Source organism: Asinibacterium sp. OR53 (genome assembly GCF_000515315.1).
Classification (GTDB): Bacteria; Bacteroidota; Bacteroidia; order Chitinophagales; family Chitinophagaceae; genus Sediminibacterium.
This window is the reverse complement of the sequence record NZ_KI911562.1, coordinates 2,195,022-2,220,011: the sequence shown is the minus strand read 5'-3', so window position 1 is coordinate 2,220,011 and position 24,990 is coordinate 2,195,022. Positions and strand designations below refer to the sequence as shown.

The 24,990-nt window shown below is 46.3% G+C and carries 17 protein-coding genes; 11 read left to right on the top strand and 6 right to left on the bottom strand.

Translation table 11 applies throughout. The features are described from left to right. The first annotated feature begins 6 nt into the window (after positions 1-6). Together SEDOR53_RS0109880 and SEDOR53_RS17680 are read left to right on the top strand one after the other, a co-directional pair. A complete protein-coding gene (locus SEDOR53_RS0109880) occupies positions 7-1,626 on the top strand; it encodes a RagB/SusD family nutrient uptake outer membrane protein (RefSeq protein WP_026769576.1) in 1,620 nt (539 codons plus the stop codon). Between the two features lie 18 nt (positions 1,627-1,644). Further along, the gene (locus tag SEDOR53_RS17680; RefSeq protein ID WP_051416587.1) at positions 1,645-3,207 is read left to right on the top strand and encodes an exo-alpha-sialidase; all 1,563 of its coding nucleotides are present in this window, start codon (positions 1,645-1,647) and stop codon (positions 3,205-3,207) included. A gap of 1 nt (position 3,208) precedes the next feature. Here SEDOR53_RS17680 and SEDOR53_RS0109870 read toward each other — a convergent pair whose 3' ends face one another. Beyond that, positions 3,209-5,962: a substrate-binding domain-containing protein gene (locus SEDOR53_RS0109870; protein ID WP_037360992.1), complete on the bottom strand. Its 2,754-nt coding sequence runs from the start codon at positions 5,960-5,962 to the stop codon at positions 3,209-3,211. A gap of 301 nt (positions 5,963-6,263) precedes the next feature. On the opposite strand from SEDOR53_RS0109870, the gene SEDOR53_RS0109865 reads away from it, so the two are divergent. The 6 genes from SEDOR53_RS0109865 to SEDOR53_RS0109840 all read left to right on the top strand — a co-directional run bounded on the left by SEDOR53_RS0109865 (position 6,264) and on the right by SEDOR53_RS0109840 (position 15,656). Then, entirely contained in the window at positions 6,264-7,616 is a 1,353-nt protein-coding gene (locus SEDOR53_RS0109865) for a sugar porter family MFS transporter (protein ID WP_255346344.1), read from the top strand. 30 nt (positions 7,617-7,646) lie between these two features. Then, the gene (locus SEDOR53_RS0109860) at positions 7,647-8,534 is read left to right on the top strand and encodes a carbohydrate kinase (protein WP_026769573.1); all 888 of its coding nucleotides are present in this window, start codon (positions 7,647-7,649) and stop codon (positions 8,532-8,534) included. A gap of 138 nt (positions 8,535-8,672) precedes the next feature. Then, positions 8,673-11,813: a SusC/RagA family TonB-linked outer membrane protein gene (locus SEDOR53_RS0109855; RefSeq protein WP_026769572.1), complete on the top strand. Its 3,141-nt coding sequence runs from the start codon at positions 8,673-8,675 to the stop codon at positions 11,811-11,813. A gap of 19 nt (positions 11,814-11,832) precedes the next feature. Next, on the top strand, positions 11,833-13,542 hold the full coding sequence (locus tag SEDOR53_RS0109850; RefSeq protein WP_026769571.1) for a RagB/SusD family nutrient uptake outer membrane protein: 1,710 nt from the start codon (positions 11,833-11,835) through the stop codon (positions 13,540-13,542). 31 nt (positions 13,543-13,573) lie between these two features. Next, on the top strand, positions 13,574-15,091 hold the full coding sequence (locus SEDOR53_RS0109845) for a glycoside hydrolase family 32 protein (protein ID WP_026769570.1): 1,518 nt from the start codon (positions 13,574-13,576) through the stop codon (positions 15,089-15,091). An 85-nt stretch (positions 15,092-15,176) separates the two neighbouring features. Then, positions 15,177-15,656, top strand: a complete 480-nt coding sequence (locus tag SEDOR53_RS0109840) for a redoxin domain-containing protein (RefSeq protein ID WP_026769569.1) — start codon at positions 15,177-15,179, stop codon at positions 15,654-15,656. 3 nt (positions 15,657-15,659) lie between these two features. Here the strand turns inward: SEDOR53_RS0109840 and SEDOR53_RS0109835 are convergent, their stop codons facing one another. Then, positions 15,660-16,382 (bottom strand): RNA methyltransferase, encoded by a 723-nt coding sequence (locus tag SEDOR53_RS0109835; protein ID WP_026769568.1) that lies wholly within the window; start codon positions 16,380-16,382, stop codon positions 15,660-15,662. 5 nt (positions 16,383-16,387) lie between these two features. Between SEDOR53_RS0109835 and SEDOR53_RS0109830 the strand changes: the two genes are divergently transcribed. Continuing rightward, entirely contained in the window at positions 16,388-18,766 is a 2,379-nt protein-coding gene (locus tag SEDOR53_RS0109830) for a BamA/TamA family outer membrane protein (RefSeq protein WP_026769567.1), read from the top strand. Here SEDOR53_RS0109830 and truB read toward each other — a convergent pair. Both truB and proS read right to left on the bottom strand, forming a co-directional pair. Beyond that, entirely contained in the window at positions 18,755-19,465 is a 711-nt protein-coding gene (gene truB, locus SEDOR53_RS17675; protein ID WP_051416586.1) for a tRNA pseudouridine(55) synthase TruB, read from the bottom strand. The two genes, SEDOR53_RS0109830 and truB, sit on opposite strands and share 12 nt — an antisense overlap. A 2-nt stretch (positions 19,466-19,467) precedes the next feature. Further along, positions 19,468-20,946, bottom strand: a complete 1,479-nt coding sequence (gene proS, locus SEDOR53_RS0109820) for a proline--tRNA ligase (RefSeq protein WP_026769566.1) — start codon at positions 20,944-20,946, stop codon at positions 19,468-19,470. 141 nt (positions 20,947-21,087) lie between these two features. Between proS and SEDOR53_RS0109815 the strand changes: the two genes are divergently transcribed. Both SEDOR53_RS0109815 and SEDOR53_RS0109810 read left to right on the top strand, forming a co-directional pair. Then, positions 21,088-21,918: a hypothetical protein gene (locus SEDOR53_RS0109815; protein WP_157576759.1), complete on the top strand. Its 831-nt coding sequence runs from the start codon at positions 21,088-21,090 to the stop codon at positions 21,916-21,918. Positions 21,919-21,997: 79 nt separating this feature from the next. After that, complete coding sequence (locus SEDOR53_RS0109810) at positions 21,998-23,530, top strand: hypothetical protein (protein ID WP_037360980.1); 1,533 nt, start codon at positions 21,998-22,000, stop codon at positions 23,528-23,530. Here SEDOR53_RS0109810 and miaA read toward each other — a convergent pair. Both miaA and SEDOR53_RS0109800 read right to left on the bottom strand, forming a co-directional pair. Next, positions 23,507-24,418, bottom strand: coding sequence for a tRNA (adenosine(37)-N6)-dimethylallyltransferase MiaA (gene miaA, locus SEDOR53_RS17670; protein ID WP_037360978.1), 912 nt, complete (start codon positions 24,416-24,418; stop codon positions 23,507-23,509). The two genes, SEDOR53_RS0109810 and miaA, sit on opposite strands and share 24 nt — an antisense overlap. A gap of 9 nt (positions 24,419-24,427) precedes the next feature. Then, entirely contained in the window at positions 24,428-24,988 is a 561-nt protein-coding gene (locus SEDOR53_RS0109800; RefSeq protein ID WP_026769563.1) for a hypothetical protein, read from the bottom strand. Between the last annotated feature and the right edge of the window lie 2 nt (positions 24,989-24,990).

Sequence of the window (24,990 nt, the reverse complement as noted above, 5' to 3'; positions counted from 1 at the left end):
ATCATGATGAAAAATAGTTCATATTCACTTTCACTGTTGCTGCTGACCTGTTGCAGCCTGCCTTTTGTGGCCTGCAAAAAACAGTTGAATGATTATTCCATCAATCCTACACAATTATCCGTTGCTTCTTTTTATAAAACACCACAGGACGCTAACCTTGCCGTCTTGGGAATTTACGGTTACATTACTACACCGCGCAGTTACGCACTGGAGGGGCAGCGGGCAGGGTTGTTAAGAGGTGATGAAATGTCCACCGGCGCTGATTATGGCAAAATCGGTCAGCATACTGTAGACGGTACGTTTTATACCAGCCAGGAACCCTGGCAGTTCACGTATGCAGCATTGTATGCAGCCAATGATGTATTGGAGAAAGTGCCTTCCATCAATTTTTCCGATGCAAAACTGAAAAATGCTTACCTGGGCGAAGCGCATTGCCTGAGGGCCTTCTGCCATTTCTTTCTGTTGATGAGTTATCGCAATATCAAATTATATACAGCAACTCCCAAAACCGCGGCTGATTACCTGAAACCCCAATCCCCCCCTGCCGTGGTTTGGGATTCTGTTATTGCCGACCTGCAAATTGCCAAGTCATTATTGCCATCTAAAGGATACTGGACAGGCTCCAACACAGGAAGAGTAACAGCCGGATCTGCCTCTGCACTTTTGGGTAAAGTATTCCTTTACAGGGCGGGCATCGAAAATCAAAACCAGTATTACGCCCAGGCTGCCGGTGAATTCAACGACATCATTACGGGTAAATATGGCGCCTATCGTTTGGTGAGCAATTACGGTGACAATTTTGATGCAGTGAACAGTAACAATGACGAATCTTTATTTGAACTTCAATACAAGGCCGACCTGGTCAATACCAATTTCAACCCCGGTACTTCCAGTTCGGGTGTATGGTTCGATGGCAGGGGTATTGCGCCCTGCGGCGCTTTTAACGGCGCGAATGAAGCCATTGTGCACAACTGGGTGCTGGATGCTTTCAAGCAATCGGTAGATGCAAGCGGGAATATTGATCCCAGGGTATTCAGTACATTGATATTCGACGATCAATCGGTTCAGAAACGCCCGGGACAGGGTGTTACAGGTTTTGCAGGCCAGTCGCAACCTGCGGCATTGATCACAAAATATGCTCCTAACTATACTGCTGCCAATAAAAAAGGCATTGATTTTTCCCTTACCCAAACGCAGTTCAACGCTTCTACACGGGCCAATGCTGTCAACTATCGTTACATCCGCTATGCCGATGTACTCCTCATGTATGCCGAAGCCGTTATCCAGGGAGGTGCAACACCCGGCGGCGGTATTAGTCCCCTAGCTGCCATCAACCAGGTCAGGCAGCGACCTTCTGTGAACATGCCTCCTATAACCGCTACTCCTGATATGAATACGATTGAACAGGAACGCATATTGGAACTCAGCAATGAAGGGCATCGTTTTTATGATTTGCTACGTTGGGGAAAACTTGCAGCAAGATTCGCAGCCCTGGAAAACAGCGATCCCAATTTCAAAAAGTACAGTTCATATACTCCCTTCAAAAAAGGAAAAGACGAGTGGATGCCCATCCCCGCCAATGAATTGCAAGCCAACAAATACATGATCAACAACCCCGGCTGGTAAAGCCGTCTATTATTCATTATGAAAGCAGTCCGCCTGAACCTCATTTTCCTGTCATTGTTTTGCACCACCATCCGTTTCATGGCAACGGCTTCAACGTGCAATTCCAGTTCCGTAAAAACCCGCGATACCAGTGTATCGATGTTAAGGGTGGTCTTGGGTGACCACCCGGTTTTTGCGGACAGAAAAAGTGATCCGTTATTGGAAATGAGATACAGGCGGGCTGATTTCATGGATAGTATTTATTGCTCTTTCGATAAAAAATCAGCCGGCAGCATCAACAGTGTTTTTCTTTACAGCCGTTACAACAGTTGTGATTCTCTTGTATTGCTCGACAGCAGCCGGATCAGGGAAAACGATTTGATTGTACGTTTCAAGCTACCCACTTTGTACACCGAAAACGATTCAGTGAGCCTGGTCATTGGCATAGGCCCTCAAGCGCATGTCGTTGCGGGAGACAGTATCGGCGCACGTTTTTCCCGTGTGAAGTTTGCAGATGCCGATACCGGAATCAGTCTCAATGAAAACTGTAGCCCGCTTCATCGTTTACCCGTTGGAAAAATCGTCCGAAACAAAGGGCAGGACGGCGTACACACTTACCGGATACCCGGCATTGTCATGACCGCATCGGGAAGGCTTGTTTCCGTTTACGATGTTCGCTATAGTTCGCCATGGGACCTTCCGGGAAATATAGATATCGGCATGTCTTACAGCGACGATCAGGGCAGCACCTGGAGTAAGATGCAGATCATTATGCACCGTGAAAAATTACAGGATACCACCAATGGCATTGGCGATCCTTGTGTCTTATTTGACAACAAAACGAATACCCTGTGGGTGGCCGCCTTGTGGAGTAAAGGAGACCACGCTTTTCATCATTCAGGTCCCGGATGGAGCCCCGATCAAAGCGGACAATGGGTACTCAGTTCCAGTAAAGACGATGGCAGCACGTGGTCAGCCCTCTATAATATCACTACCCAGGTGAAGAACCCCGAATGGCGCCTGGCATTCCAGGGCCCGGGTAATGGCATCTGTCTGAAAAACGGTACACTGGTATTCCCCGCACAGTTCAAAGATGCAACAGGCATGGTATACAGTACCATCGCGTATAGCAAAGACAGCGGCTACACATGGCAAATAGGAAAAGGTGTGCTGCCTAATACTACAGAAGCTGCAGTCATTGAAACTACTGATGGCAGTCTTTTATTGAATATGCGGGATAACCGTGGTGGTTACAGGAGTCTTTATCGCAGCAGTGACCTCGGACAGCACTGGCAGGATCAAGAAGAGGGTAAAAAACAACTGATTGATCCTATCTGCATGGGCAGCATGATCTCTTTCATGTATCATGGAAAAAAAATACTGGCTTTTTCAAACCCACATGTGCAGAAAGGCCGGAGGAACCTCACTATCCAGTTCAGTTTCGATGAAGGCAAAACATGGTTACCGCAATACAATATATTGGTAGATGAGCGGCCTTTCTTCGGGTATTCTTCACTGGTATATACGGGCGATGGTGCAATAGGAATACTGTATGAAGGCAAGGGTGATCTGCTCTATACCAAATTCCGCCTGCCTTTCTGAACTATCGCTCCCTGAATTCTTTGGGTGTGATACCAAACCGGGATTTAAATACAGTGGAAAAATATGCCGGAGAAGAGAAACCAACTTTATACGCCACTTCCCCTATCGGCCCTGTTTCCTGTTTTAAAAGATATTTGGCTTTCTGCAATCTTTTCTGAAGGATGTATTCATTTACATTCACATCCAGTAATGCTTTGACTTTCCTGTACAATTGCACCCTGGAAACGCCCATCGACCTGCATATTTCTTCCACATCAAAATGTTCGTTAGACAGGTTAGCTTCCACCAGCGCGGTGAATGCGGTTGTAAACTTTTTATCGTCTTTGCTGACCACCTGCGTTTTCAGGTTAGCAGGTAATTCGCCGGTATAATGCTCTTTTAACATAGAGCGGTTGGCAATCAGACTGCTCACTGTTTCTTCGAGGTATTGCACGTTGAAAGGTTTCGTAATGTAACAGTCCGCTTTCTTCTTCATGCCTTCTATCTGTTCTTCCACACCCGTTTTGGCTGTCAGCAGGATTACAGGAATATGCGAAGTACGGATATCCGATTTAAGGATATTCGTCAACGCGATGCCATCCTTACCCGGGATCACCACATCGCAAATGATCAGGTCGGGAATAGTATCGAACGCCTGCTGCAAAGCAGTCTGGCTGTTATCCGCTTCAATGATTTCATAAGCAGGTGATAATTTGGCTGTGATGAAATTCCGCAGGTCGGCATGGTCTTCTACTATCAGAATGGTATGCTCTTTTGCCTGTTCAACCGATGTTGATTCGGGTAAGGGCATTGATTCCAGGCGCAGTTCTTCGGTATATATCTTTTCATCGTTGTACGGCACCTGGGTATTTGCGTCTGTTGACACCATTTCCTGGGGTTCCAGGTGGGCATTGCCTAACGGCAGCCTGATCTCAAAACTGCTCCCCTTCCATTTTTCACTTGACAACTGTATAGTACCTCTGTGCAATACAATGAGCTCTTTCGACAAAGCCAGCCCCAAACCCGATCCCTTGTAATTTTCATATTCACCCTGATAAAACAATTCAAAAGCGTGATCCACGGTATCCTTGCTCATACCAACACCGTTGTCTTCTATCCTGAGCAAAACATGATGGCTATTGTTTTGTTGGGCAATGTGCAGGTGTATATATCCGCCATCACTGGTAAACTTAAACGCATTGGACAAAAGATTGAAGATCACTTTGTCCAACATGTTAACATCGAACCAGAGAGGCAGTTGCTTTTCTTTGGTCAGTAACCGGAAATCAATATTCCGTTTAGCTGCGAGGTCTTTGAAAGCGTCCATGATATCGGTAACAAAACCAATGAAATCGTTTTCCGATGCTTTCAATTGCAGTTTGTCCAACTCTATTTTTCTGAAATCCATCAATTGATTCACCAGCCGCAACAAACGAATGACATTCTTCCTGATCAGGTTCAAGTGGTTGCGGGTAACAAAATTGAGTTTGGGATTATTCAGCAGGTCTTCCAGCGGTGCCAATATCAGTGTCAACGGTGTCCTGAACTCGTGCGAGATATTGGTAAAAAATTTCAGTTTGGCGTCATGTGCCGCTTCCGCTTTATCGGACATTTCAATCAGCTGCTGTTGTTGCCGGATGATCTCTTCGTTTTTTTGCCGCAACCGTTTGGCGATCTTTTTATTTTCGCGCAGGTAGTAAAAGGTAACGGCCGCCAGTATCACCGCAATGATCAGGCTGGCAAGGATGATGAGCAGGGTGACACTCTGGTTCTGATAAATTCTTCGCTGCGTGTCGATCATCTTTTGCTGTCGTACAATATCTGCTTGTTGGCTGTTGACTTTTTCGTTCTGCAGCTTCATCAGGTCCACATTCGTGGAATCGATCAACACCGTTTTCAGGATGTTTTCTTTTTTAAAATCTTCATGACGCAAAATGGCCATGGCTGTCTGAATGGCTTCCTGTCCGCCCGTGCCATATAAAGCAGAAGCACTTAATATTCTATCCGACACAAATTGTAACCCTGTCGCCGGCAAAGCATCCACACCTATAAAATGCGCCCTGCTCAATTGACCCGCTGTCTTAAAACATTCATACGATCCCAGCGCCATCATATCATTGTGTGCAAAAACCACATCGGCAGATGCCCTTACTTCTTTCGGAAGGTTGCTCAACTCCCGGTAAGCTTTATCCTTCAGCCAGTTGCCATGCAAATGAGCAATGATCCTGATTTCGGGATATCCTTTCAAAGCTTCATAAAATCCTTTTTCTCTTTCAATAGCCGGAGATGATCCCGCTAACCCTGTTACTTCAATCACATTGCCTTTGCCATGCAGCATATTGGCCGTGTATTGCCCTACCCGCTTTCCTATTTCATAATTATCGCTGCCAATATAGGCCGTATAAAGTGGCGAGCTTGTTTTGCGGTCGATCACGATCACGGGAATTCCGCGGGTGTATACTTGTTCAATGATCGGTGTAAGGGGTGCGGCTTCATTGGGACTTACAATCAACAGATCAATCCCTTCCTTCAATAATTCATTGATTTGGGCAATCTGTACTTCGCTGCTGTTATCGGCATCTTTATATAATAGTGTGGTATTCGGAGAAAAACTTAGTTCCCGCTGCATACCTAACAGCATGCTTTTCCTCCACTGGTCCGATCCCACACATTGCGAAAAACCGATCCGGAACTGGTTGTCTTTGTTTCCACCGCGGGTGCACCCCGTCAGGAACCCGATAGTCGTTAAAATAAGGATGAAATAGTATTTTCTCATGGCATACTCACAATCGTTGAACAATGTTTGCTTGGAAAGGTGAAATAAGCATTCCCCTCATTAATATAGAAAAACATCCGGCGAGTACCACTTATCGACCCTTTCAAGCAGGATTGGTCTATTAAAATTGGAATATTTTTAAAAATTATTGAAACAAAATTATAAGAAAGAAAAGCAAGCAAGCTTCAAAAATTTATTAAATAGTTGATTATCAATAATATAAAAATATTCCTATGAAAGTGCTCTTCTAAAATTATTTGATACAATTTCTAAAATAAAGTCCCGCCCTCCAAAGCTAAGTTTGATCCCGAAAGCTTGCTATATGAACAAACGAAAAGTACTTCTTTGGAGTGTCATTGTTTCTCTGGGTGGATTTTTATTCGGATTTGATACGGCTGTGATTTCCGGTGCCGAGCAATCTATCCAGCAATATTGGCACCTCAGTTCTCTTCAACATGGACTAACCATTTCCATTGCATTGATCGGCACCATCATCGGAGCCCTCACCGGCAGCATGCCCAGCGACAACCTGGGCAGAAAGAAAACCCTGATGATCATTGCCACTACCTATCTTATTGCCTCTCTTGGTACGGCCTTTGCCACCAACTGGTACCTGTTTTTATTATTCCGTTTATTGGGCGGATGGGGAGTAGGTGCTTCCTCTGTAACCGCACCAGTGTATATTTCCGAAATCTCGCCCCCGGAGTCGCGCGGCAGGATGGTAGCCATGTTCCAGTTCAATGTAGTGCTGGGCATACTCATCTCTTATTTTTCCAATTACCTGATCGGCGAAACCGGCGGCTTGTCCTGGCGGTGGATGTTGGGTATCCAGGCCCTGCCTTCGCTTCTTTTCCTGCTGTTGTTGCGTTTGATACCGGAAAGCCCGCGTTGGCTATTGCTGCACAAAGGCAGGAAAGAAGAAGCTGCGAACATCCTTACCATCATCAATCCGCAAAATGCAGATACGGTACTCGCCGGTATCGAAGCTAATGCAGCGCAGGAAGCTGCCAGTGGCGGCGGAGAGGTATTGTTCACCAGGAAAAACAAGTTCCCTATTTTTCTAGCGGTGGCATTTGCCATATTCAACCAGGTATCGGGCATCAATGCTATTATTTATTTTGCGCCACGCATTTTTGAAATGACAGGTTTAGGCCGCAGCTCTTCTCTTTTATCGACTGTAGGTATCGGCGGTGTAAATTTTCTGTTCACGCTGGTAGCCATCAATTTCATTGACCGGATAGGCAGAAAAAAACTGATGCTGATCGGGTCTGTAGGATTGATCTTCACCCTGGGCCTCGTAGCCAGATCTTTTTACCTGCAGGATTTCAGCGGACCAGGCATTGTAGTTTACCTGCTCGTATACATCGCATTTTTCGCATTCAGTCAGGGGGCTGTGATATGGGTATTTATTTCAGAGATATTTCCCAACCAGGTGCGGGCCAAAGGCCAGACCCTGGGCAGCTTCACACACTGGTTCATGGCGGCATTGATCGCTTTTTCCTTCCCGGTACTGGCAGAGAAACTCGGAGGCGGACATACATTTTTGTTTTTCACGGTGATGATGTTGGTGCAACTGGTATTCGTATGGAAGTTCATGCCGGAAACCAAGGGCAAATCGCTTGAACAGATTGAAAGAAGCCTGGTGTTGCACTAAAATCATCCATGATTGCTTAATGACTGCTATATGAATCAACACAAACACAACATCGTCTCTTATGGCGAAATCCTTTGGGATCTTTTTCCGTCGGGTGCCAAGCCCGGAGGGGCTCCCATGAATGTAGCCTATCACTTGCAAAAGCTGGGCCTGGCGCCCGCACTCATCACCCGTATCGGTTCCGATCAATACGGATCTGACCTGGTGGAAGTGATGAAAAATGCAGGACTCAGCACGCAGTATGTGCAGTTAGATAAAACTTATGCAACTGGTTTAGTGAGAGTGCTCGCCAACGAGCAAACCGATGTGGTCTATGATATTGTGAAGCCCGCTGCCTGGGATGAGATCGTGGCTGACCATGAAAACCTTGAGCTGGCCGTCAATGCCAACTATTTTATTTACGGCAGTTTATCGGCAAGGAGCCTGCGATCAAGAGACACTCTTTTCAAATTGTTGCACCTGGCTCGTACCAAAGTACTCGATATCAATCTCCGTGCGCCACACTATGATCAGTTTACCATCGAATACCTCATCAGTGAAGCAACCATATTCAAACTGAACATTCACGAGCTGGAGCTGGTGGCTTCCTGGCTGGGTCATTATCCTACGCATGCCAAACGCATTGAAGCCGTATACGAAAAATTCAAAACACCCATGATCGTAGTAACCATGGGAAGTGAAGGCGCTATGCTTTACAAAGAGGGTCAATTATACCAACATGCTGGCTACACTGTTGAAGTAGCCGATACAGTAGGCAGCGGTGATGCATTCCTTGCCGGATTACTCCATCAACTCATCAATGGAGCCGCTGTTGAAGACGCACTGGCTTTTGCCTGCGCCATGGGCGCACTCATTGCTACCAAAAAAGGCGGATGCCCCAATTACCTGGTCACGGAAATCGATCTCATTCGCCATTAAAAAGAATTCACTGCACATACAACCTAAAACCCCAACACTTATGCGATTGCCATCACAATTAGCCATGCGGCTGATGCCGCACCCGAGCATCTGCTCATTTTCAATTCCTCAGGATTGCCAACCATTAAAAACTGCGCTATGAAAAAGAACCTGCTTTTTTTGATTGTAATGCTCTTTGCATTGCAATATGCCAATGCACAAAAACAATTAACCGGTACTGTCAGGGCCGCACGCACCAATGAACCATTGGCCGGCGCCAACATTACCTTCCAGGGTGCTGCCGGTGGTACCGCCACCAATGCTGAAGGTAAATTCAGCATCACAGTTCCCAACAAAGTAAAATTCATACTGGTCAGCTATATTGGATACGAATCCCGAACGGTTGCTGTAGAAGGAAAACAACAAATAGATATCATCTTAACGGCTGCCGGCAAAGCGCTGGAAGATGTGGTGATCGTTGGTTATACCGCACAAAGAAAACAAGACTTGACGGGTTCTGTAGCAGTTGTAGATATGGCGCCTGTCAAAAACAATACTTCAGGCAATGCTATGCAGGCGTTACAAGGCAGGGTTGCAGGTCTATATATCGAAAAAAGCGGCTCTCCGAACGGATCAACGAGCAGGATACTCATCAGGGGTGCCAATACGCTCGGCAACAATGATCCGCTGTATATAATAGACGGTATACCTACTACGAGACCCGAGGTATTTCAGAACCTGGACCCTGCCAATATTGCTTCTGTACAAGTTTTGAAAGATGCGTCTGCAGAATCTATTTATGGTTCACGTGCCTCTAATGGTGTAATCATTGTGACTACCCGGAACGGTGGGAACACCAATGGCAAAGTAGATTTCCAGTTCAACAGCAGCACTGCATTCCAGTCGGAAAAACCATTCCGGTTAAAAATGCTGAACTCACTGGATAGGGGTAAAGCCTTATGGCAGGCTTCTGTCAACGACAAACAGGATCCAACTGCCGGATATGGCCAGATCTATAATTTCGATTGGAACAAAGATTACAACAATCCCGTATTGAACAGCGTATCGCTTCAACCATTTGTTGGCGGCGATCCCAACACACCGGTGGGAAATACCGACTGGCAAAGCGTGATGTACAAAACAGGTATCGTTACCAGCAACAGTCTTACCGCATCTGTGGGAAATAAAAGTTCATCGCTCGAGATCAACCTGAACCAATTGAATAATTCGGGCATGTTGCGATTCACTGGCTACAACCGCATCGGTGGAAGCATCAACGCCATCACCCATGCTTTTAATGACAAAGTCACTTTTGGTGTAAACCTTCGCATGTCCAATTCGAATGAAAAACTGGCGGCCAAAGATTTGGGTGGCGCCCTTACCACATTCTTAGCCGTTACGTTAGCGCCCACTATTCCGGTGTACCAGAAAGATGGTACTACCTATGCAGGAGAACTGGGTGCAGGTTATTCAGACCGGAATAATCCGCTGCACATGCAAGACCTGGCCAAATGGAACAATGCCAACCGCCTGAGCACATTCGGTAACGTATTTGTTGAAATTCAACCTGTAAAAAACCTCTTTTTCAAATCCAATTTCGGAGCAGACAATGCTACTTATCTGAGTAAAGTGATCACTCCTACTTTTTCAGAAGGCGCATTGAACCGTACTACCAATAGCCTCTCTTTCGATCAGAATCATTTCCTGAGTACCACTTTCTCCAATACACTGCGATACAACTGGGACCTGAATGCCAATCATCATTTCAAATTCCTGGCAGGTACGGAATACATCAAAACCACGCTGGACTTCCAGACCACCAAGAAAGAAAAATTCGCCATCCAGACCCAGGAATATTTCACGCTGAATGCAGGTACGGGCAATACCACTGTTTCCGGAGGTTCTACAGGAAATCAGTTGTTCTCTCAATTCGGCCGCATCGATTATAGCTTCTCGAATAAATACCTGGCTGCATTAACCGTACGCCGTGATGGTTCATCCAGGTTTGGTTCCGATAACCAGTACGGAATTTTTCCCGCAGCTTCATTGGGATGGAGAATCGAAAAAGAAAGTTTCATGAAAAACAACCGGCTGTTCTCCGAGTTAAAGGCAAGGGTGGGTATAGGCCGTGTAGGTAATCAGCAGATCGGCGATCTCGCTCGCTTTGGATTGTTCGATACCAGGTATGGCACTGTATTGTCGCAACTCGTAGGTGGTTTCTGGGAGCAATACATGAACATTGGTACCGCCTACTCTTTGTCCGGCGCTTCTACCGGTACTTTGCCTTCAGGCTTTGTGCAAACACAGGCGGCCAACCCCGGACTCAAATGGGAAACTACCGATGAGATCAACGCGGGTATAGATTTTTCTATTCTCAGCAATAAGATCTTTGGTTCGTTTGATTATTTCACGCGAAATACAACAGGTATCCTGATCGTACCACCTGTTGCATCGGCGCTGGGCGAAGGTCAATCGAAAGCAGTGAACGGCGCTTCCAAAAGCAACAAAGGCTGGGAACTCGTATTGGGTTATCATGGTCCGCAGACAGGTGATTTCAAATACAATGTAACACTGAACTTTTCTCATTTCAGGGATAAGATCACAGAGTTACCCGAAAATGTTCGCCCGGCTTATCCCGGCAACCTGCTCAATACCATCATTGGTCATTCGCAGTTTGACATCTTCGGTTATAAAACCGCAGGACTCTTCCAGTCGCAGGCCGATGTGAATGCAGCTCCCTCACAGATTGGCGCAGGCCCGGGCCGCATCCGTTATGTAGATGTCAATGGCGATGGTAAAATTGATGACAACGACAGAACCTGGATAGGTACCACATTGCCTTCCCTGGAATACGGTGCTAGGATAGACATGAGTTACAAGCAATTTGATCTGTCTCTTTTCGGTTCAGGTGTTGGCGGACGATCAGGATTTGATGTGTATACCTTGTACAACAACATCATGAAAAGCAGGGAAAACGTAGGCCCCGGCGTATTCAATGGCTGGACGCCCACCAACACCAATACTACCATTCCTGCTTTGACGCTGAAAGACAACAACAACGAAAGCCGGACTTCCGACTACTTCATTGTGAACACCTCTTATTTTAAACTGCGTAACGTTCAATTGGGTTACACCATCATTCCGAGATCTATTTTTTCAAGACTGCGTTTTTACCTGATGGCCGAAAATCTGCTGACGCTCAAGAGCAAGAAATACCAAAGTCCCGATCCGGAGCGCATCAGTCTTGATCCGATACCCATCCCCAGAACATTCTCATTCGGTGTCAACGCTTCATTTTAACCCATAAAATTGAATCATCATGAAAACTAAAATAATATTATCATCCACCGTTTTATCAGGTCTCTTGTTATTGGGTTCCTGTAAAAAAGCGCTGGACTATACACCAACAGGCGTATTATCATCTACAGACCTCACATCACCCACTGCTGTGGAAGGCTTGGTAACAGCCGCTTATGCCGCTATTGGCAATGGCGATATGATCGGTCCCATCTATAGTAACTGGGCTTATGGCAGCGTTCGTTCAGACGACGCATACAAAGGCGGTGGCGGAACCAGTGATGTTGGTGAAATCGACGCCATGGAACATTATAACCTGGTAGCGCCTACCATGGGCGCTTTCGTTTCCCGCACCTGGCAAAACCTGTTCAAATCCATTTCAAGGGCCAATGTAGCCATACGCGCCGTGAATGCCATCCCCGATGCCAGCTTCCCTAACAAGAAAATCCGTTTGGCCGAACTGAAGTTCCTGCGGGCGCATAGTTATTTTACGATGAAGCGCCTGTACAAAAACATTCCCATTTTCGATGAGACTGCCACCGATGCAGATATCCTGAAGACCTCCAATAATCTGAAGAACGATGATTCCTGGAATAAGATCGCGGCCGATTTTCAATATGCGATTGACAATTTACCTGTATCGCAACCAGAACTCGGCAGGGCCAACAAACTGGCAGCACAGGCTTACCTGGCAAAACTAAAATTATACCAGGCTTACGAGCAGGACGACAAACACCAGGTGATCAACATCAACAAAACCAGGCTGCAGGAAGTAGTGGCCTTAACACAGGCAGTGATCTCATCGGGTAAATATGCTTTGAGCGCAGATATCGGTGATAACTTTTTAGCTGAAACCAAGAACGGACCCGAGTCTATTTTTGCGATCCAGTTCAGCATCAATGATGGTACCACCAACGGCCGGTTGGCTTTTGAAGATGGTTTGAATTATCCGCACGGTGCGCCACAGTATGGTTGTTGTGGTTTCCATGCTGCGAGTCAGAACCTGGTCAATGCGCATACAACAGATATCAATGGTTTGCCCAATTTTGATAATTTCAATAATAGCATCGCTGATCTCAGCACGGCAACAGTAGATCCCCGCCTGGATCATACCGTTGGCATCGATGGACATCCTTACAAATACGATAATACCAGGCCTTTTAGTAACAGCTGGGTACGCGATCCGGGTGTGTATGGAAACTTCCATACTATGCGTCACCAACAGCTGGCGAACAGTCCGTTTTACCTGAAGCTCGGGCCATTCATGGGCACTGCATTGAATGAAGATGTGCTTCGCTACGATGATATTTTATTGATACAGGCAGAAGCTTATATTGAACTGGGACAACAAAACAATGCTTTGCCATTGATCAACCAGCTCAGGGTAAGAGCGGCAGCCAGCACAGGAAGACTTAAAAAAGCCGATGGTACTTTCCCGTCCAAATACAATATCCAACCTTATCCTGCCACCGGCTGGACCCAGGATTATGCACGCAAAGCATTGCAATGGGAAAGAAGGCTGGAGTTTGCAACGGAAGGATCCCGCTTCTTTGATCTTGTACGCTGGGGTATTGCTGAACCAACATTGAATGCCTATATCGCTGTTGAAAAAAACAGGAGGTCTTTTTTAGCAACAGCAAAATTCACTGCAGGCCGCGACGAGTATTTGCCAATCCCTCAATCGGAGATTACATTTACCAACGGTTTATATAAACAAAACCCCGGGTACTGATCACATATTCTGTGCGTATAAAACCTTTTACATGAAGAACCATATTCGGATACCTGCTTTGTTGATGGTCATAGTTACCACCTTGTCATCGCAGGCGCAGTCCACCTACCAGGAACCACACCGCCCGCAGATCCATTTCTCTCCCAAAGAAAAATGGATGAACGATCCCAATGGAATGTTGTACTACAAAGGCACTTACCATCTTTTTTACCAGTACTATCCCGGTGCAATGGTATGGGGTCCTATGCACTGGGGGCATGCTACCAGCACTGACCTTATGCATTGGCAACATCAGCCGGTTGCGTTGTATCCAGATAGCCTGGGGTATATTTTCTCGGGCAGTGCCGTAGTGGACGAACACAATACCACTGGATTTGGAACCGGTGGGCAAACGCCACTCGTTGCCATCTTCACACACCATGATACAGCGGCACTGCGTGCAAAGAGAAACGATTATCAACATCAAAGCCTGGCATACAGTCTGGACGATGGCAAGACCTGGACCAAATATGCAGGCAACCCCGTGTTGAAGAATCCCGGCATCACTGATTCCCGCGATCCGAAAGTGATGTGGTATGAACCGCAACACAAATGGATCATGACACTAGCCACCAAAGATTGCATCAGCTTTTTCTCTTCACCCAATTTAAAAGAGTGGACCAAAGAAAGCGAGTTTGGTAAAGCGTTTGGAGCACATGGCGGTGTTTGGGAATGTCCCGATCTGTTTACATTAGCTGATGAGCATGGCAAACAACATTGGGTACTGATCGTGAATCTGAATCCCGGAGGTCCTAATGGAGGTTCTGCCACGCAATATTTTGTTGGGAACTTCAACGGTCATCAATTCACACCCGTTGATACCCGCACCAGGTGGATCGATTACGGGCCGGATGAATACGCAGGTGTTACCTGGTCCAACACCGGTTCAGAAAGAATTTTCCTGGGCTGGATGAGTAACTGGAACTATGCCAATGTAGTACCCACTTCCCCTTGGAGAAGTGCTATGACCATCCCACGTGTATTAAGTTTGAAACAGGTAAAACAGGAATGGCTGGTGGCATCGGCACCTGTATCTGCCATGCATGTTATTGAAAAGAAGCCGGTAGTGAAAAGTCAGTTGGCCGTTCATTCCAGTATCGATCTTACCCAATCGCTGGGTATCGATGGGCAACCTTTCCGGTTGCAACTGGAGGCAGATAAAGCCGAGGATCTTTCACTGGTATTGTTCAATGAAGCAGGTGAGCAAGTAGAGATTGGTTATGATGCCCTGTCTCATCAATATTATATTGATCGCTCACGTTCGGGCGAAATAGATTTCAAAAAGGGTTTCGCCGGAAGGCATACAGCGCCACGCTTCAGCCAGGCTGCCGGCATAAAGCTGGACTTCGTAGTTGATAGGAGTTCGGTAGAATTGTTTGCCGATGGAGGGCTGAGTGTAATGACAGAGATATTCTTCCCTCACCAGCCCTATCACCGGCTGGCGGTGAAAGCTTCCAAAGACCTCATTATTAAAAAATTGGTACATACCCCGTTGAAAAGTACCTGGTAATGATAAAAGCTGCCGGCAAACCGGAGCAGGCATAAGCAACAACAATTGCTTAAATTGCCGGTAGCTCTATCAATCATTCCCAAATATGAAAAAATACTTTACCCTGCTTCTGGCAATGTTTTTATCCGGCGCCAGCCTTGTTTGTGCACAAAGCGGCAAATTGCCCCCTTTCAAAATTGTTAAGAGTGACGCCAAACTATACAGGGCTACGGAATTGCCTATGGGCAAACCCATCCTGCTCATTTACTTCTCTCCCGATTGTGATCATTGCAAAGTGATGATGGATGCTTTTTTCAAGCGTGTTCATGATTTTGATAAGGCGTCTGTTGTGATGATCACTTATTTTCCTTTAGCGGCTGTTAACCAGTTCGTGCAGGAACATAAAGTATATAAATACCCCAATATCGTTACCGGCACCGAAGGCAATTCTTTTTTCCTTCGTAATTATTATAAAATGACCGGTGTTCCTTTTGCAGCTTTATATGATAAGAATGGTAACCTGATCAGTTCTTATATGCAAAATGTTCCGCTAGCCGAACTGGCCAGCCAATTGCACAAACTGTAGAGATCATTTGATCAGGTGGGAAAGCAGGATGCCGGTAGCAACCGCTGCATTCAAGGATTCTGCTCCTCCTATCCTGGGAATGGTTACCGGATGATTGATGAACGGAAGCAACTCCGGACGGATGCCCTTCGATTCATTGCCGATTACCAGAACGCCTTCCTTCAGCAACGGTTGTTCATACAAATTATTTCCTGTTAACAAAGCACCATATACAGGAACTTGTAGAGTAGATAAAAAATGTGTCAGCGGTTTGTACCATAGTTTTATCCGCATGAAACTGCCCATGGTGCTCTGGATCACTTTGGGGTTATACAGCTCAACGGTATCTTCACTGGCAATGATTTGTTCAATACCGAACCAGTCTGCAATACGTATAATGGTTCCCATATTGCCGGGATCCTGTATTCCATCCAATACCAGGCTCAGGCGGCCCTCTATCACTGGTTCAGTAACAAGCGCCTTTTGTTCTACAATCGCCAATACCTGGTTAGGCGTTTGCAACGCGCTGATCTTTTCCAATTCCGCTTCAGTTACCTGCTCAACAAGGTGATTTGTTCCGTGTTCCTCAGTCCACTGGCCGGTAGCGAGTATCTTTTTGATCCTGTAATCGCTGTGCAACAGTTCTTCTACCAGCTTGGGGCCTTCGGCCAGGAAAAGGCCCGTCTCCTGCCTTTGTTTTTTGTGGCACAAAGATTGAATATATTTGAGTTCATTCTTGCTTAACATCCTGTATGTATTTGAACGGTAAACGAATATCCCTTTTCAGTCTCTTTTCACTGCTGTTTTTACTGGCGTTGTTCTGTTCCTGCGCTAAACAAAACTATCCCATCGGCCGCCCTTTTGTTTATTCCAATAAAGTAATCCTGAACGGGAATCTTTCCAAAGATGAGAAAAATAGGTTAACCACCGACCTGGAGAATTATTGGGACGACAGCTTGAAAAGCCGCAAGGTTCGCCAGTTCTTTTTCTTCGACCGTATCAAAAACCCGCCGGTCTTCGACAGCACGAATATTATCCGTTCCATTAGTTTCATGAACGCTTACCTGAACTCGCAGGGATATTATTACGCCCGTTTCAAAGACTCTGTCAACATCGATACATTCAAAGACCAGTTGCGCACCAATATCCAAATGATCATTGAAGCGGGGAAGAATGTTACCATCGATTCCGTTTCCTATACGCTCAGCGACAGCAACCTGCAACGCCTCACGCGTAAGCAGGAAAAGAACAGCCTGCTCAAAAAGGGCAACCCTTACAGCAAGGGCATCATCAGCTCTGAACTCGACAGGCTCGTAAGTCTATACCGGCAAAACGGCTACTTCAGGTTTACCCGCGACAATATTTATGCGCAGGTTGACAGTACCGATGCCAGGTTGCTGGCGCTCACCCTCGACCCTTTCCAGCAGGCAAAGCTGATTGCCGAAGCAGCCAAACACCGGAAAGAAAATCCCGCCTGGGATATAGACATACGACAGCGACCCGTGACCGATTCGGCTGTCATCAAGCCATTCTATATCGCCAACAATTATTATTATCCCGAGACCAGGTCGGGCGATGTCACAGACAGCCTGATTGCACAACACGGGCTCGGTTTTTATGAGATCAGGAGAAAAGAAGGCATTCTTCGTTATAAAAAAGGACTCTTCAATTACCGTCCGCTCAGAGAACATACTTATCTCCGGCGCGGCGATCTTTACAATGAAGACAGCTACCTCAAATCCATCAACAACCTTGGCCAGATCGGCGCCTGGCAGCAAGTAGATGTAACACCGGTGGTGAGGGGGAAAGACAGTATCGATCTCTATTATTTTCTCATACCGGCTGTTAAACAAAGTTTTACCGTAGACCTGGAAACCAGTCTCAACAGGGCCGATATCATATCGGGTAATACCTGGGGCGTTTCTACCAACTTCTCTTACCACAACAAAAATGTATGGAAACAGGCCATCCAGTCCGTCACCACCCTGCGCACGGGAGTTGAACTCAATTTATTCTCGCAAACAAGTGACCGGCTGGTGCAAACATTCTTACTCAGTCTGGGGCATACTTATGCATTTCCCCGGTTGATCCAGCCCTTCAAAAACTGGAAAGCGTTGAAAGCACTTGACAACAAAAGGACCCTGCTTTCCATCAATGGTTCTTATGTAGACAGGCGCGATATTTACCGTCTGCGTTCACTCGTAACCAGCTTTGGTTATGAATGGAAAGTGCAGAAACGTAATGGAGATAATCTTTGGCTATACAAACCATTGAACCTGGAATTATACGGTATTGACAAACTCGACAGTCTTAGAAAACTGATCGCTATCAATCCTTTCCTGCGGGCTTCTTTCAACGAAGGCAATGTGTTGAGTCAAAGTCTTACATTGTACAGATCGGTGAGCAATCCCAACAATAAAAATAAAAGCCATTTTATCCGTTTAGGGGTGGAAGAGGCAGGTGGGTTATTCGGGATGATACCTGACCTCACCAATAATATTTATCGCTACATCAAAGCAGAAGCCGAATACAAGCAGTCTACCAAAATGGGTAAAACAGAACTGGCTTACCGGGGATTCATTGGTGCCGGTTACAACTATGGAAATGATTCTGCTATCGGCAGAACATTGCCTTTCTTCAAACAGTTCATAGCTGGAGGCCCTTACAGCATGCGCGCATGGGCATTGCGGCAACTGGGTCCGGGTAGTTCTTTATCGAGTGATACGATCACCACCAGCAGGTACCACGATCGGTTTGGCGATATGCAGATAGAAGCAAACATTGAATACCGTTTCCCCCTTACGACGATCGCCGGCTTCAAGATAGGCAGTGCGTTGTATGCCGATATCGGTAATATCTGGAACATCAAAAACAACAGCGCAGATCCCGATGCACAGTTTTCATTTTCACGTCTGGGCCGCGACCTGGCTATTGGCGTGGGAACCGGTATCCGCATCGACTTCTCGTATGTGTTGATACGACTCGATGTTGCTTATAAAGTAAAAGATCCTGCGCGCTTGCAGAACGGCGGCTGGATGAGTCTCAAAAATTTTGAATGGACCGATACCAGGCAGAATGGATTGAAAGTAGACAACTATGCCTTCCAGTTCGGTATCAACCTACCCTTCTGATGCCAGCGTTTTTTTGATGGATGCTTCAAAGTCGGTCAGCGACATGGCTTCGCTGAGTTCAAAAACGCCAATGCGGGTTCTGCATAAACTGCTCATGTATCCACCCACACCCAATGCTGCACCGAAGTCATTAGCGAGGCTGCGGATATAGGTTCCAGTAGAACATACCACCCTGAAATACACTTTGGGTAATTCTATTTTTTCAATCTCAAAAGCGTGAATGGTCACCGGCCTGGGCTCCAATTGCACGTCTTCTCCTTTTCTTGCAGCCAGGTACACAGGCTTCCCGTCTTTTTTGATGGCAGAATGCGCAGGAGGTACTTGCATGATGGGACCGGTAAATTGCCTTGTTGCCGCATGGATCATTTCCGGTGTAAGATGAGTGATATCTTTACTGTTCTCCGGCTCGCTTTCTAAATCATAAGTGGGAGTAACAGCTCCGAGCGTGAATGTGCCCGTGTACTCTTTTTCCATTCCCATATACTCATTGATCTTTTTGGTAAACTTACCCGTACATACAATGAGCAATCCCGTAGCGAGCGGATCCAGTGTGCCGGCGTGGCCTACTTTGCTGATACGCGTGAGGATACGTACTTTCTTCACCACATCAAAGGAAGTCCATTCCAAAGGCTTATCAAACAGCAAAACCTTACCATCGAGGTAAGGTTGCATGGAAGGATGAATTTCTTTCTGTCGCATAATCAATAAGCCCTTGCAAACAATACCCTTACGGAAGAAGGCTTGCCAGTGAGGATGCATTTTCCTGCTTCTTCTTTTGCATCCAGTGGAATACAACGAATGGTTGCTTTGGTTTGTTCTTTGATCTGTTCTTCCGTTTCAGCAGTACCATCCCAATGTGCTGAGATAAAACCGCCTTTGGTATCCAGCAGGTTTACAAATGTATTCCAATCGTCGGCCTTCGTGATGTGTTCATCGCGATAGGTTTTGGCTTTGTTGTAAATATGCAGTTGTATTTCTTCGAGCAGGGTTTGCACATAGAATTCAATGCCATCCATACTCACCGTTTGTTTTTCTTTAGTGTCCCTGCGTGCTACCTCCACTACATTGTTTTGCATATCGCGCGCGCCGATGGCCATGCGAACAGGAACGCCCTTCATTTCGTATTCGGCAAATTTCCAACCGGGGCGTGAATTATCAGAGTTATCGTATTTCACAGAAATGCCCAGTCCTTTTAATTTCTTCACGAGCTCGTGCGCTTTCACATCGATCAATGCTTTTTGCTCATCGCCTTTATAAATAGGTACGATCACTACCTGAACCGGTGCAATCTTCGGAGGAAGTATCAGGCCATCATCATCACTATGCGCCATTACCAGGGCACCGATGAGGCGGGTGCTCACCCCCCAGCTGGTAGCCCATACATAATCGAGTTTGTTTTCTTTATCGCTGAACTTCACATCAAACGCTTTCGCAAAATTCTGCCCCAGGAAATGTGAAGTACCGGCCTGTAATGCTTTCCCATCCTGCATCAGCGCTTCTATACAATAAGTATCTTCTGCACCGGCAAAACGTTCATTCGGACTTTTTACGCCTTTGATCACCGGTACCGCCATCCAATTCTCTACGAAATCGGCATATACATCCAGCATCTTCCGGGTTTCTTCAATCGCTTCTTCCTTACTGGCGTGCGCGGTATGTCCTTCCTGCCATAGGAACTCGGCTGTGCGCAAGAATAAACGGGTGCGCATTTCCCAGCGAACCACGTTGGCCCATTGGTTAACAAGTATGGGAAGATCACGATACGATTGTATCCATCCTTTATAAGTATTCCAGATGATCGCTTCACTGGTAGGTCTTACCACCAACTCTTCCTCCAGCCTCGCTTCAGGATCTACCATGAGTTTGCCCGGCTGGGACGGATCGTTTTTGAGGCGGTAATGGGTTACCACTGCACATTCTTTTGCAAAACCTTCTGCATTTTTTTCTTCCGCTTCAAAAAGACTTTTAGGAACAAAGAGTGGGAAATAGGCGTTCTGATGCCCGGTATCTTTGAACATCCTGTCCAGCACATCCCGCATGTTCTCCCACAAAGCAAAACCGTAGGGCTTAATCACCATACAACCACGTACTGCACTGTAATCGGCAAGACCACCTTTCAACACCAGATCGTTATACCATTGCGAATAATCCTGTTCCCGGGATGTGATTTCCTTACTCATTATAAATTTTTACAATTCTATTAACAAAATAGTTTACTTACTATCGTTTGTTGGCAAACTCTTTGACGCTTAATTATTACCTATCAACAGAGACGCAAATGTATGTAACTTCACAGTATCTAACTTCTTAATGCTGGCGTTATGAAAAGAATGCTACTCCTCGGTCTCATCGGTTCCAGTTTACTGGCTGGCTGTTCTACTATGTACAAATCCGGACAAACGCCCGATGATGTTTATTATTCCCCCGGAAGAGAAGGTCAGGTGGTGCGTCAGCAAAAGCACCAGGATGACAAATCGCGTTATGAAGATTATATCAGCAGCCAGGACGACCAGTACCTGCGCATGAAAGTAGCCAACCGCAACCGTTGGAGTGCATTGGATGACTTCAATTACTGGTATGACAGCCGCTATGATTTTGGCCAGTACTATTACGGTTATGGTGGTTACAATACCTGGAACAACTTATATGCCTGGAACCCCTACTCCTATTCAATGTACCCGGCCTGGAATTATGGATTGAGTTACGGCATGTGGCGGCCAGGATGGGGTCTGGGGTGGAATTGTCCCGCTTACACTGTGATCGGTTATGCGAATCCGAAAGCTTTTTACGGAAACAATACCTATGTAAATTTCAACTCGGGAACGAATATAGCGGCTTTCCGCAACAGGACTTACAACAACACCAATTCCGGTTACCGGGATAACAAATCCGGACAATGGATTAATGTTGACAACAACCAGAATCGTTTTGGCAACCTGATGAAACGGGTGTTTAGTCCTGCACCCAATAATTCCAGCAATGCCAGCAGTTGGGACAGGCCCGTGCGTACTTTCAGCAATACCAACACTTATTCTTCCGGCAATAACAACTCCTCATCCAGTTCTTCCAGCAGCAGTAGTGCAGGCGGCAATAGCGGCGGCTACAAAAGCACAGGCAGCAGTGCGGGTGGTGGCCGTAGCAGGGGTAATTAGTACAAACGTCTTCAGCACATGCACGTCAGGTGAATGGTTTGCCTGTCGTTAGTGATAAGTGCATCCAAACAAAACTATTATGAAATCATTTACACTGGGTTCTTTATTGCTCTTTGCTTTGTTTGCATCTGCCCAAACACCGGAAGATGCATTGCGTACCGCCTGGTTCACACAGAATGGTACGGCACGCAACGTTGCAATTGGTGGTGTAATGGGTTCTCTCGGCGGAGAGATCACAGCCAATCACGTGAACCCCGCGGGTATTGGTATGTACAAGACCAATGAGTTGGTTTTATCTCCTGCGTTTTTATTGAACAATAATAAATTTAATTTCAGAGGTTCCGATACCACCAGTAGTCTCAACCGTTTCAACTACGGCACATCGGGTTTTATTCTCAGTTCGGCTAATCACGATGGCACCAGGAAGTGGACGAGCAGCGCATTCGCTTTATCGGTGATGGAAGTAGCGAATTATAACAACCATATCCAGTTCAAAGGTTTCAATAATTTCAGTTCTTATTCCGAGCAATTCCTGGAAGAGCTTACGCGCGACCGTGCCGATACCAATGCAGCACTCAGCAATTATATTTTTGGTTCTTCTCTTGCTTTCCGTACTTACCTCGTAGATACTTTGCGGGGACCCGGCGGTACGCTGGCCGGTTATCAAAGCATGGTGCCCATTTCAACAGGTGTGAATCAGATGTATGATGCCGTTACGCGCGGCGGATACCATGAGATCGCTTTGGGATTCGCCGGCAATATGGATAATAAATTGTACATAGGCGGCAGCTTCACCATCCCGGTAATCAGTTATGCGCGCGACCTCACCTACACAGAAACGGATGCCACCAATAACCCCAATAATCATTTTGCTTATTCTACTTTCAAAGAACAGTTCAATTCCCGGGGTATAGGCATTGGCGGCAAGTTTGGTATCATTTATAAACCGAAGGATTTCTGGCGCATTGGCTTCGCGATACACACGCCGCAATTCATTGGTTTCAAAGATGAACTCAGGGCATCTATGACTACCAATACCGAAGGTTTTGCAGGAACAGTAAGTGAAACCAGCGATCGCCTCAACAGTGGTGACCCCGGCAGACGCTCCTACAACCTGTTAACTCCCTGGAGGGCCATTGTTAGTGGTAGTTATGTATTCCGTGAGATCAGGGATACGCGTTTGCAAAGGGCTTTCATCAGCGCCGACCTCGAGTATGTAAATTACCGCGGTGCTCGTTTTTATTCTACCGATGGTGGTGACCAGGCATTAGCAAATTATTATCACCAGGTGAACGATGCCGTTAAAGCATCTTATAAAGGCAATATTAATTTCAAACTAGGCGGTGAACTCAAACTGCACACCATCATGTTCCGGTTGGGAGGCGCGTACTATGGCAGTCCCTATGCAGATGCCGCCATCAAAGCCAACCGTATTGTGGCCAGCGGCGGTATCGGTTACCGCGATCATGGTATTTTCATTGATCTAGGCTATGCGCATGCTTTCAACACAGATGCACAATTCCCCTATCGCCTCAACGATAAGCCCAACACTTTTGCAGAACAAAGTGGCAGCGCCGGTAACCTCATGCTAACTTTCGGGATAAAACTCTGATAGCCGCTGACCGGCATTTCGTGCGTCGATCCATTGAATGGAACTGTCTTTTTTAAACCAGGTCATCTGCCGCTTGGCATAATGACGGGTATTTTGTTTGATCAGGCGAACCGCTTCGTCTAGCGAATATTGTCCAGCCAGATGCTGGAATAATTCTTTATAACCCACCGTTTGCAACGCGTTAAGGTGTTGATATGAAGCAACTGAACGGACCTCTTCCAGCAAACCCGCTTCCATCATCTGGTCTACCCTCGCATTGATGCGTTCATATAAGCGTTCACGGGGAAGTTCCAATCCGATCTTTGATACAGTAAACGGACGCTCTACCTGGTTGCGTTGACGAAAGACAGTAATAGATTGCCCCGTAGCTTCCATAATTTCCAATGCACGCATGAGACGTTGCGGGTTCTGTTGTTCAGCTATCTCCCAGAAAGCGGGGTCTTTGGTGCGCAATTCCTGTTGTAGCCAGTCCAACCCCTTTTCTTTGTAAGCCTCTATGATCTGTTTGCGCACCAACGGCGACACTACAGGCATTTCATCCAATCCTTCACAAAAAGTTTTGATGTACAAACCGGTGCCGCCTACCATCACCGCATACTGCTGCTGTTGGAAAATTTCATCGGCCGCCTGTAATGCATATTGCTCAAAGCTTGCTGCGTTTACGGTTTCTTTCACCGAATGAGAAGCAATAAAATAATGTTTCACGGCTGCCAATTCTTCGGGTGAAGGTCTGGCTACGCCAATATTCAGTTCCCGGTAACATTGCCTGGAGTCGGCAGAAATGATGTTTGTATGCAAGCGCCGGGCGAGGTCAACAGCAACGGCTGTTTTCCCTACTGCAGTAGGACCAACAATGATGATGACATGTTTTGCTGCAACTGGCTGCATAAGCCGCGATTAAAAATCTTCTTCGCCTCCGCTGTTTCCTTCTTCTTCGTGTTCACCTCCGTTTTCTTCCCCTTCTTCACCAAAACCTTCTGCTGCTTCTGAGAGATCGTATTTCTCTTCTATGTCTGCAAATTTATCGCCCAGCAAACTTTTGGTTCCATATTGCTGCGGGCCGATCCCTTCTGTTCTTGAAACAGCAGGATAAGTGATCTTGCTGCTTTCTTCCTTGCTTACATTGATGAGTTCTACCAGGAAGGTCCAGTTCTTTGTAAAATCATACACATAAATAAACCGCTGGTTGGTATCCCTGATCTCACTGCCGATAGTGGTCTCGGACATGAGTAATGGCTCTGCAACATAAGATTTATCGTATTTGGCAAAACTGATCTCCCTACCCCTTTGCCAGTTATCGTTACTTCTGAAAAATGTAGCCTGGTGTTTGCTATCGAATTCATAAGCTTTCAGGATCGCAAAATGCAGGTCCTGAAAAAACTGTTTGTGCTGTATGACGATGTCCCTGTAAACCGCATCATCTTCTTCCAGATATACCCTGAATTTTAAAACAGCCATTC

Coding starts and splice junctions, on each gene's coding strand:
- SEDOR53_RS0109880 (WP_026769576.1), top strand. CDS start 7: ATGAAAAATAGTTCATATTCACTTTCACTGTTGCTGCTGACCTGTTGC.
- SEDOR53_RS17680 (WP_051416587.1), top strand. CDS start 1,645: ATGAAAGCAGTCCGCCTGAACCTCATTTTCCTGTCATTGTTTTGCACC.
- SEDOR53_RS0109870 (WP_037360992.1), bottom strand. CDS start 5,962: ATGAGAAAATACTATTTCATCCTTATTTTAACGACTATCGGGTTCCTG.
- SEDOR53_RS0109860 (WP_026769573.1), top strand. CDS start 7,647: ATGAATCAACACAAACACAACATCGTCTCTTATGGCGAAATCCTTTGG.
- SEDOR53_RS0109855 (WP_026769572.1), top strand. CDS start 8,673: ATGAAAAAGAACCTGCTTTTTTTGATTGTAATGCTCTTTGCATTGCAA.
- SEDOR53_RS0109850 (WP_026769571.1), top strand. CDS start 11,833: ATGAAAACTAAAATAATATTATCATCCACCGTTTTATCAGGTCTCTTG.
- SEDOR53_RS0109845 (WP_026769570.1), top strand. CDS start 13,574: ATGAAGAACCATATTCGGATACCTGCTTTGTTGATGGTCATAGTTACC.
- SEDOR53_RS0109840 (WP_026769569.1), top strand. CDS start 15,177: ATGAAAAAATACTTTACCCTGCTTCTGGCAATGTTTTTATCCGGCGCC.
- SEDOR53_RS0109835 (WP_026769568.1), bottom strand. CDS start 16,382: ATGTTAAGCAAGAATGAACTCAAATATATTCAATCTTTGTGCCACAAA.
- SEDOR53_RS0109830 (WP_026769567.1), top strand. CDS start 16,388: ATGTATTTGAACGGTAAACGAATATCCCTTTTCAGTCTCTTTTCACTG.
- truB (WP_051416586.1), bottom strand. CDS start 19,465: ATGCGACAGAAAGAAATTCATCCTTCCATGCAACCTTACCTCGATGGT.
- proS (WP_026769566.1), bottom strand. CDS start 20,946: ATGAGTAAGGAAATCACATCCCGGGAACAGGATTATTCGCAATGGTAT.
- SEDOR53_RS0109815 (WP_157576759.1), top strand. CDS start 21,088: ATGAAAAGAATGCTACTCCTCGGTCTCATCGGTTCCAGTTTACTGGCT.
- SEDOR53_RS0109810 (WP_037360980.1), top strand. CDS start 21,998: ATGAAATCATTTACACTGGGTTCTTTATTGCTCTTTGCTTTGTTTGCA.
- miaA (WP_037360978.1), bottom strand. CDS start 24,418: ATGCAGCCAGTTGCAGCAAAACATGTCATCATCATTGTTGGTCCTACT.
- SEDOR53_RS0109800 (WP_026769563.1), bottom strand. CDS start 24,988: ATGGCTGTTTTAAAATTCAGGGTATATCTGGAAGAAGATGATGCGGTT.